Source organism: Thiohalocapsa sp., from assembly GCF_019695415.1.
In the GTDB taxonomy this organism is placed as follows: Bacteria; Pseudomonadota; Gammaproteobacteria; order Chromatiales; family Chromatiaceae; genus Thiohalocapsa.
Genome location: NZ_JAIFKJ010000516.1, coordinates 1 through 6,244 on the forward strand (window position 1 = coordinate 1; position 6,244 = coordinate 6,244).

General features: G+C 66.2%; 6 protein-coding genes. 2 read left to right on the top strand and 4 right to left on the bottom strand.

The window, feature by feature from the left end:
- Positions 1 to 730 precede the first annotated feature (730 nt).
- The gene (locus tag I6U14_RS14365; RefSeq protein WP_296900201.1) at positions 731 to 1,075 is read left to right on the top strand and encodes a Fis family transcriptional regulator; all 345 of its coding nucleotides are present in this window, start codon (positions 731 to 733) and stop codon (positions 1,073 to 1,075) included.
- A gap of 41 nt (positions 1,076 to 1,116) precedes the next feature.
- Here the strand turns inward: I6U14_RS14365 and I6U14_RS14370 are convergent, their stop codons facing one another.
- Complete coding sequence (locus I6U14_RS14370; protein WP_296900202.1) at positions 1,117 to 1,818, bottom strand: SDR family NAD(P)-dependent oxidoreductase; 702 nt, start codon at positions 1,816 to 1,818, stop codon at positions 1,117 to 1,119.
- A gap of 353 nt (positions 1,819 to 2,171) precedes the next feature.
- Between I6U14_RS14370 and I6U14_RS14375 the strand changes: the two genes are divergently transcribed.
- Positions 2,172 to 3,098 (top strand): NAD(P)H-binding protein, encoded by a 927-nt coding sequence (locus tag I6U14_RS14375; protein ID WP_296900203.1) that lies wholly within the window; start codon positions 2,172 to 2,174, stop codon positions 3,096 to 3,098.
- A 51-nt stretch (positions 3,099 to 3,149) separates the two neighbouring features.
- Here the strand turns inward: I6U14_RS14375 and I6U14_RS14380 are convergent, their stop codons facing one another.
- From I6U14_RS14380 to I6U14_RS14390, 3 genes are all read right to left on the bottom strand, one after another.
- On the bottom strand, positions 3,150 to 3,638 hold the full coding sequence (locus I6U14_RS14380; RefSeq protein ID WP_296900204.1) for a rhodanese-like domain-containing protein: 489 nt from the start codon (positions 3,636 to 3,638) through the stop codon (positions 3,150 to 3,152).
- Positions 3,639 to 3,740: 102 nt separating this feature from the next.
- A complete protein-coding gene (locus tag I6U14_RS14385; RefSeq protein WP_296900205.1) occupies positions 3,741 to 4,388 on the bottom strand; it encodes a response regulator in 648 nt (215 codons plus the stop codon).
- The gene (locus tag I6U14_RS14390; protein WP_296900206.1) at positions 4,388 to 6,019 is read right to left on the bottom strand and encodes an ATP-binding protein; all 1,632 of its coding nucleotides are present in this window, start codon (positions 6,017 to 6,019) and stop codon (positions 4,388 to 4,390) included. The genes I6U14_RS14385 and I6U14_RS14390 overlap by 1 nt, the downstream gene beginning before the upstream one ends.
- Between the last annotated feature and the right edge of the window lie 225 nt (positions 6,020 to 6,244).

The following is a 6,244-nucleotide window of genomic DNA, read 5'->3' on the forward strand; positions in this document are numbered from 1 at the left end:
CTTGGTTGAAAAAGGCCCGTAATGCGCCGAACTGTCGCAAATCACAGCCAATGTTCGGGGGGTGGGGACGCCGCGGGCGAAGTTGTTTATGTTTTCGCTATCGGTCTGGGCTGAAACGCAACCCCAGCCCCCCCCGCCACAGTCCAACGGATACCGACAACGCGCCCCTGCCCCCTCCGGAGCGCCTACCTGGGCGTTACCAGATGGCTCGAAGGCTGTGTTGCTGGCGTACAGTTCATACACCGCTCTTTCGTCACAGCAGTCAGCCGTCGGTGACGCACGCCCGTTGAGGGTCCGTTCCGCAGTGAACCGTGAGGAGTGCGGCGCCGGGCGCCCAAGACGTTGCTGCGCAGCAGTGTGTGCGACCAGCCCGAAGACGATCCCTCACGGAGACAAATCGCGGCGCAGGTCAGCGGACGGCGCGACCCTGCTGTTTGGAATTGGCCCCCGAGGGCTATGCCTGCCGGAAACGAAATCCGTTGGACCAGAACCTGCAGCTTCCCCGACCACGCGCACAGCGCAGCCGCTGTCGTGCCGCAGACAGGCACATGTACCACGACGCACCGCGTGCCATGGATTCGCATCCCCGAACATGCACTGCAGGCCTTGTCTGCCTGCCGCCCCGTGTAGTCCGGCAAGACTGCACACTCAGACTGAACCATAGGCCGGCGTGGCCTAGAAGCCTATCCCGAATCTCGGGACCGCTCTGCGCATCACAACGAGGTAGTGAATGAGCGTACGCATCTCAGGAGACACGCTTGCGCTGGACCGCAAGCTGGTCCGCAGGGTCAACCGACTTGCGGAAGACATCAGCCAAGCGGCACCGGACTCACAGCTCGACCTGCAGGTCCGCATCGCCGAAGAATTCGATCAGCTGAGAGGCCATCGAGTACGCTGTGAGCTCGTGGCCACTCTGTCCGCGAAACGTCAGATCATCGTGCGCGAGGCGCACAAGAAAGCAGAAGACGCCATCGACACCGCTTTCGGCGGCCTGCGCATCAAGCTGCGGCGCATGCGCATCCGCAGTCTCGGCAAGGCCGGTGCCGGCGACGGCTTGCGCGCTACCGGCACCTGACACGCTAGGGCCGCTTGCGGCCCAGCGCGGCGGGCAAGGCGTCAGAGCAAGCGCAGGGACGACAGACCGGCGTCGAGCGCGATTACCTGGCCGGTGACGGATGTCGCATCCCGCAGCAGCCAAACGCCGGTGCGCGCCACGTCCTGGGGTACGTTGATGCGCTTGAGCGGGTGCCGCTCAGCTGCCGCCTGACGCTTCTCGTCTGATCCCAGCAGCCGCTCGGCCAGTGGTGTGTCTGTCAGCGTCGGTGCAATGGCATTGACTCGAATCGACGGCGCGAATTCGGCCGCCAGCGCTCGCGTGAGCCCCTCGACGGCGCCTTTGGCTGCAGCCACCGCCGCGTGGAAAGGCATGCCGGTCTGCACGGCGACGGTACTAAACAGCAAGACCGAGGCCGCATCGCTGCGTTTCAGGGCCGGCAGCGCCCCCTGCAGCGTGCGCACCGCGCCCATCAGGTTGATCTCCCATTCATCGTTGAAGTCCTGCTCCTTAAGGCGCTCAAAGGGGCGCAGTCGGATGCCCCCGGGACAGTAGGCAAGACCATCCAAGCGCTCCGGCAGCGACTCTCCCGGGAACGGCTCCTTCCGTATGTCCCACCGGATGCCGGTGGTATTAGGAAGATCAGGAGCGCGCTCAGGCTCCCGCGACAAATGCGTCACGCTGGCGCCATCGGCGACCAGGTGCTCCAGCAGCGCCGCTCCGATACCAGAGCTGGCGCCGACGATGAGGTAGTGGCTCGACATGGTCAAAATTCCTCTCACGCCTCTTACGGACATGAGCACATGACGTCGGCCAAAACATATACAAGCTAAGAACAACACGACGTTCTGGCTCGTCAATCACAGAACAATTAGCGCGTTGACCAGAAAACAGCCTGTTCAAAGCCCAGCCAGGATCGGGGCGGCGGGGTGGAATTTACGCGGTTCCACCGCACCTCGTGACGTGGTGTCGGCGTGTGCCCGAAGGCGCAAGCGTCGGTGGGCTGCCTCGCAACACTCGCCTGACGCGAGACGGATCCGCACCGCCGGCACGCCTCCAGCACGCGACGATTGCGCGTGGGCCATTGGACACTTCTGAGCCAAGCAGGGGAATCTTCATGAAAATCGGCATCATCGGCGGCACCGGATTCGTCGGCAGTTACCTGCTGGAGGCGCTCGCGCGAGACGGTCACGCGCTACGGTTGCTGATGCGGCCGGGCAGCGAGCACAAGCTGCCGGATCTGCCGGCGCTCGAAGCCGTGCCCGGCGACGTCGCCGACGAGGCGGCCATACGCGCATGCTTCGAGGGCTGCGATGCAGCGGTCTATCTCATCGGCATCCTGCGCGAGCAGCCCGCACACGGCATCACCTTTGACGCCATGCAGCGCCGCGGCGCCGAGCGCGCGATAGCGGCTGCGGAGGCCGCCGGCGCCAAGCGCTTCCTGCTCATGAGCGCCAACGGCATCGATGCCGCCGCCACGCCCTACCAGACCACCAAGCTCGCCGCCGAGGAAGCCCTCAAGGCCTCCGGGCTGGACTGGACCATCTTCCGACCCTCGGTGATCTTCGGCCCACCACGCGGTCGCATGGAGTTCTGCACCCAGCTCAAGCGGGAGCTCATCGACAGCCCCATGCCCGCGCCTCTCTTCTACGAAGGCTTGCTGCCTACGGATGCCGGCGCCTTCGAGCTGGGGCCCGTGCATGTGGAGGACGTGGCGACGGCCTTCGCCAAGTCGCTGGCGGCGCCCGAAACCATTGGCCAGACCTTGACGCTGTGTGGACCAGATGCCTGGAGCTGGAAGCAGATCCTCTCTGGTATCGCCGCTGCGAGCGGCAAGAAAAAGCTGATGCTGCCGGCGCCCGTCATGTTCATCGGCCCCGTGGCCTCGGTGCTGGGGCGCTTCGATTGGTTCCCGGTGACGCGAGACCAGCTCACCATGCTCCTCGCGGGCAACACTTGCGTCGAGGACGGCTTTGCGAGCCTGGGTATTACGCCCAGGCCGTTCGACCCGGACAGCCTGGCCTACCTGGGGTCCCCGGCCTGAGCCGTCATTCTCAAGACGACCGGCGTCGAGTCGCCTAATGTCGGCGCCGACCTAGGGAAGCGCCGCTTTATCGGTGTCCTTCGGACGCTGCTGCTCGGGCCGCAGCTTGGGGGTGAAGTAGACATCGGCGTCGTCGAGGTCCACGGCCCGGCCCGCGCCATCCACCAGTGGCTGCTCGTAATCCTTCCAGCCGCGCAAGCCGGTCTGGAGCGAGGCGACATGTTCGTACCCGAGCACCTGCATGGAATTGGCCGCGAGCACACTGCGATAGCCGGAGCGGCAGACGACAACGATCTCCCGCTCGCGGGCCAGGACGAGCTCCGGGACGGTCTCCTCGTAGTCCCATTCGCAGGCTGACTCCAGGATGCCCCGAGGCACGTTGATAGAGCCTTCAATGTGCATCGCGGCGAACTCATCTGGCTCGCGCACATCCACCACTAACAGGTCAGGGTTCTCCGTCAGGCGTTCCTCCAAGTCCCAGGGCATGATCTCGCGCACGTCCGTCAGGCAATTGCGGATGAGCTCCAGAAAGTTCTTCATGGTGTTCTCCGGATGCGTTGCTTGGATGGTGGGCGTTATACCCGAGCATGCCCCTGGGGCGCGCCGAAGATCGTCAACCGGCCGCCGTTGCAGGCGGGGACGTCAATCGCGCGCGCAGAGCCCCTGCTCTACCGCCATGACGGCGGCCTCCACCCGCGAGCGCACCTGGAGCTTGCGCAGAATGGCCTTGACGTGCAGCTTGACCGTGCCGTCAGAGATGCCGAGCTCCCGGGCGATGGCCTTATTGCTTTGGCCCGCCGCCAAATGGCACAGGATTTCCTGCTCCCGCGGCGTCAGCTCCGACAGCGTCGGTTGGGCAGGCGTCGCCGGCTCCGGCTCATGACGCACCGCTCGGGCGAGTACGCCGGTGAGCTCTGGGGCGACGACCGTCTTGCCCACGACGATGTCCTCGAGTGCCGCGACCAGCTCGTCAGGCTCCATGTCCTTCAGCAGATAGCCGTTGGCGCCGGCCTGGAGGGAGGCAATCAGGTCCTGCTCCTCGGTGCTGGTGGTGAGCATGGCCACGCGTCGGTCAAGCCCTTCGCCGCGGATCTGCTTCAGGATCTCGATCCCGCCGGGGCCCGGCATGCGCAGGTCCAACAGCACCACGTCCGGCGCGCAGTCGCGGGTGAGGCGGAGCCCGACATCGCTGTCGCCGACCGCGTCGATCACCTCGATGCCGCGGCGCTCCAGCAGCTCCAGCAGCCCGACGCGGAACAGGGCGTGGTCGTCGATGAGCAGCACGCGCATCAGGCGGCCTGCTCGGCGAGCCCCGCGCGGCCGACCCGTCCGGCGGTGAAGGTCACCTCCACGCGCGTGCCCTCCCCCGGCTCGCTCTCGATCTCCAACCGGGCACCGATGCGCCGCGCGCGCTCCTCTAGGATGGACAGGCCGATGTGCTCACCGGGCCGACCGGCAGCCTTACGCCGAGCGCTGAAGCCGACACCGTCGTCCTCAACCAGCAGCACATAGTTTCCGTCCTGCTCACGGGTCAGCAGGACCCGTACGGTCTGCGCATCGGCGTGCTTGCGCACATTGGTGAGGGTCTCCTGGACGATGCGCACCAGCTGCATCTCTTCGGTGGGCGTGACCTCGAACGGCCGGCAGTTGAGCTGCAGCACAGCATGGATGCCCGTTTGCTGGCCAAAGCGGCGGATGAGGTCCTCCAGGGTGGGGATTAGACCCCGGCGGTCCATGGGAGCGCGGAAGCTGGAGAGCAGCTCCCGCAGCTCCCCATGCGCCTCGTCGATGCCGTTCCTGATACGGCTGAGGTCCGCCCGCGCCTGAGGCGCCACGTCAGCGTCGCGCAGCGTATCGCCGAGCATGCGCACCTGGAGCCTCAGGCTCGCCAAAGTCTGCGCCAGGGAGTCATGCAGCTCGTGCGCCAGGGAGGCCCGCTCCTCAACGATGGATAGACGCCTAGCCTCGTTGTCCGAGCGGTGCTTGGCGAGCGCGACACCGATGTGCTGACCGATGGTGCTGAGGAGATCCAGAATATCCTCGCGCTCGCTGAGCCCCGGGCGGTCCACGAAGATGCTGTAGGCGCCCAGCAGCTCGTCATGGTGCTTGAGCGGCACAGTCACGACTTCCACCGCGTCGCTCGCGAGCATGCGCCGGCCGTAGACACGGGAGCAATAGCGGAGATCATTGTCACAGACGATCTCCCCGGGGCAGAGCACGGTGCCGCAAAGACAGAGCTCCACCGGCTGCATGTCCTGTTGGCGCACCAGGTCGTCATCCAGCCCGATGGAGCCCACCAGGCGCATCTCGCCGTCCGCCGCCACCACGCGCACGGTGGCGGCGCGGCCGTTGACCATCTCTTTCAGGACCCGCAGAAAGTGCAGCAGCAGCTCTTCGAGCGTATCGGCACGGGTGATCTCGGCGGCGACGTCGTAGAGGATCTTGAGCGAGGCCGTCTTCTGCGCGAGGCGCTGGGTCTGGCGGGCGACGCGGCTGTCCATGTCTTCGTAGAGGTCCGTGAGCTCCGCGTTCAGACTACCGATGCCGCGCGCCATGGTTTCGAGCACGCCGACATTGGCCAGCGCCCGGCTCGCACCAGGCTCGCCCTGGCAGACACGAGAGACGGATTCCTCCAGATTCACCAATGGCTGCAGGAGCTGGGTCTTGAGCCGATGCGCCGTCAGCACGGCTGCGGACAGCCCCATGGCGAGGAAGGCGAGACAGACGAGCTTGGGCCAGGCGAGTCCAGGCACCGCCATATTCACCAGCAGCAGCACCAGCGCCGCCACCAGGGTCACCGCCACACCCAGCAGGGGCGGCAGCAGGCGCGCCGCACGCAGGATCTCAAGGATACGCTGACGGCGGTTATCGGGCTGAAGTCGGGGCTGGAGCGGGGGCTGAACGGGCGGCTGGGCGGTCATGGCAGGGGCGCTTCACCGCGGACGCGATCCTCTTGATTAACCCTTGACTATAGCAGACCCCGCGACATGCCGGGCGCCGGCGCGCAGTCGCATCCGGGCGTCGCCGGGATACAGCGTCCCAGCCGGCAACGGGTCAGCGGCGGTCCTCGTTGCGATCGACCGCATAGCCGATGCCCGCCCCGACACCTGCACCGATAGGCCCGGCGAGCACGCCGCCGATGGCGG

Excerpts from the sequence above, each read along its gene's own strand:
- I6U14_RS14380 (WP_296900204.1), bottom strand. The coding sequence starts at position 3,638 with ATGAAGAACTTTCTGGAGCTCATCCGCAATTGCCTGACGGACGTGCGC.
- I6U14_RS14375 (WP_296900203.1), top strand. The coding sequence starts at position 2,172 with ATGAAAATCGGCATCATCGGCGGCACCGGATTCGTCGGCAGTTACCTG.
- I6U14_RS14385 (WP_296900205.1), bottom strand. The coding sequence starts at position 4,388 with ATGCGCGTGCTGCTCATCGACGACCACGCCCTGTTCCGCGTCGGGCTG.
- I6U14_RS14390 (WP_296900206.1), bottom strand. The coding sequence starts at position 6,019 with ATGACCGCCCAGCCGCCCGTTCAGCCCCCGCTCCAGCCCCGACTTCAG.
- I6U14_RS14365 (WP_296900201.1), top strand. The coding sequence starts at position 731 with ATGAGCGTACGCATCTCAGGAGACACGCTTGCGCTGGACCGCAAGCTG.
- I6U14_RS14370 (WP_296900202.1), bottom strand. The coding sequence starts at position 1,818 with ATGTCGAGCCACTACCTCATCGTCGGCGCCAGCTCTGGTATCGGAGCG.